1 protein-coding gene and 1 pseudogene are annotated in these 2,408 nt (G+C 35.7%); one reads left to right on the forward strand and one right to left on the reverse strand.

The genetic code is table 11. The annotated features are described in order from the left end of the window. Positions 1 to 88 precede the first annotated feature (88 nt). Complete coding sequence (tpx, locus tag BHE89_RS14745) at positions 89 to 592, reverse strand: thiol peroxidase (RefSeq protein WP_069369273.1); 504 nt, start codon at positions 590 to 592, stop codon at positions 89 to 91. Positions 593 to 816: 224 nt separating this feature from the next. On the opposite strand from tpx, the pseudogene BHE89_RS14750 reads away from it, so the two are divergent. Next, positions 817 to 2,408 (forward strand): annotated as a pseudogene (locus BHE89_RS14750) (peptide ABC transporter substrate-binding protein); the annotation flags it as partial.

The raw sequence follows: 2,408 nt of genomic DNA on the forward strand, positions 1-2,408 counted from the left end.
GTGAGAAGTCTGAGGATTAATTGAGTCGTAAGATTTATTACATAATAAAAATAGACGAGAATAATACTCGTCTATTTTTTTATTAGTATTATTTCAGTGCTTTTAATGCATCATCATAATTTGGTTCAGTTGTAATTTCATCAACTAACTGGGTATAGAGAACAGTGTTATTTTCATCTAAAACAATCACTGCTCGGCTTGTTAAGCCTGCTAATGGGCCTGATGCAATTGCAACACCGTAGTTTTCTTTGAATTCAGCACCACGCATTGTAGATAATGTCACAACGTTATCTAAGCCTTCTGCGCCACAAAAACGTGCTTGAGCAAAAGGTAAATCAGCTGAAATACATAAAACGACCGTGTTATTTAATTCATTTGCAATTTTATTAAATTGGCGAACACTTGCCGCACAAACACCTGTATCTACACTTGGGAAAATGTTTAGAACTTTACGTTTACCTGCAAAATTCGCTAAAGAAACATCATTAAGATCTTTACCAACAAGAGAGAAATCTGTAGCTTTTTGACCTACGACGGGGAAATTACCCGCTAGTGCCACTGCATTTCCTTGTAAAGTAACTTGATGTGCCATTGTTGTTCTCCTTTATTAGTTGTCAGACTAATTGTTATTAATACTCATTATTAACGATAATTCTCGTTAATGCTTAACCATTATGAAAATTTGCCACTATTGGCATAGTGACCACCGAAAACATAAAAAATTTATAAAATATTTGTAATCAGTGATTGTGCCTTTTTATCAGGCTCTTATAATTGTTCTGTTTATTCTCATACAGATTACAGGACGAAACAGACATGCGCAAAATATTCGTCATCTCATGTGCACTTGTCGTTCAAGGATTACTCATATCGCAGGTAAATGCGGCAGTAGTCCCCGAAGGAACGATACTCGATAAAAAGCAAGAAGTGGTTCGACATTTAAAAGATGAGCCTGCATCACTTGATCCTATTAATGCAGTGGGGTTAACAGAAGCTCAAGTGCAACGTGACTTATTTGAAGGGTTGACGATAGAAGATGAGCATGGGCGTCCTATACCGGGAGTCGCTCAAAGTTGGCGTACTGAAGATAATCGCGTATGGATCTTTACTTTACGCGATAATGCAAATGGTCTAATGGTGAAAAGGTAACAGCAACAGATTTCGTCTATAGCTGGCAAAGGTTAGTTGACCCTAAAAATCTTTCGCCTTTTGCATGGTATGCATCACTTGCATCTATTGAAAATGCACAAAATATTATTGATGGAAAATTAAAACCCACATCATTAGGTGTAGAAGCCATTGATGAAAAGACACTAAAAGTCACTTTAGAACGACCTGTCTCTTACTTCCCAAATTTAACAACTAACTTTTCGCTATATCCTGTACCGCATCATAGTATTGAAAAATATGGCACTGAATGGGTTAAGGCTGGCAATTTAGTCGGAAATGGGGCTTTTGTTTTAAAAGATAGGGTCGTTAATGAGAAAATTGTATTAACGCCAAATCCTTATTATTGGGATCATAAAAATACAGTATTAACTAAAAGTCACTTTTGTGCCTATTAATCATGAATCACATGCGACTAAACGTTATTTAGCGGGTGATATTGATATTACAGAGTCGTTCCCGAAAAATTTATATCATAAATTAATGAAAGATATTCCTAATGAGGTTTATATTCCTGATCAGTTAGGGACTTATTATTATGCTTTTAATACGCAATCAGGACCAACAAAAGATATTCGTGTGCGCAAAGCATTAGCGATGGCAATCGATAGAAAAATTATCACTGATAAAGTATTAGGAACAGGGGAGAAGTTAGCAAACCGTTTTACACCTGATGTAACAGCGGGCTTTACTCCAGAACCGACAATTTATGATGAATACAATCAAGATGAATTAGATAGTCAAGCTAAGATTTTGTTAGCTGCCGCTGGATATGGTCCTCATAATCCACTAACACTCTCATTGCTATATAATAATTCAGAGAATCATCAGAAAATTGCTATTGCAGTTGCTTCTATGTGGAAGAAAAAACTAGGAGTAAAAAGTCGAATTACGTAATCAGGAATGGAAAACATATATTGATAGCCGAAATTCGGGAGATTTTGATGTTATAAGAGCATCATGGGTTGGTGATTATAACGAGCCTTCTACTTTTTTTAAGTTTATTAGGTTCTAAACATGCAGGTAATATCTCTAAATATCAGAATAAGCAATATGATGAAGTGTTAACATTAGCTGGTATGACTATTGATCCAAATGAAAGAAATAGTCTATATAACCGTGCTGAGCAAATAATTGCTGAAGATGCACCCATCGCGCCTATTTATCAATACACAAATGGACGCTTGATAAAGCCGTGGTTAAAAGGTTATCCCATTGAAAACCCAGAAGATGTTGCTTAT

Source organism: Shigella sp. FC1967, assembly GCF_001743005.1.
Classification (GTDB): domain Bacteria; phylum Pseudomonadota; class Gammaproteobacteria; order Enterobacterales; family Enterobacteriaceae; genus Proteus.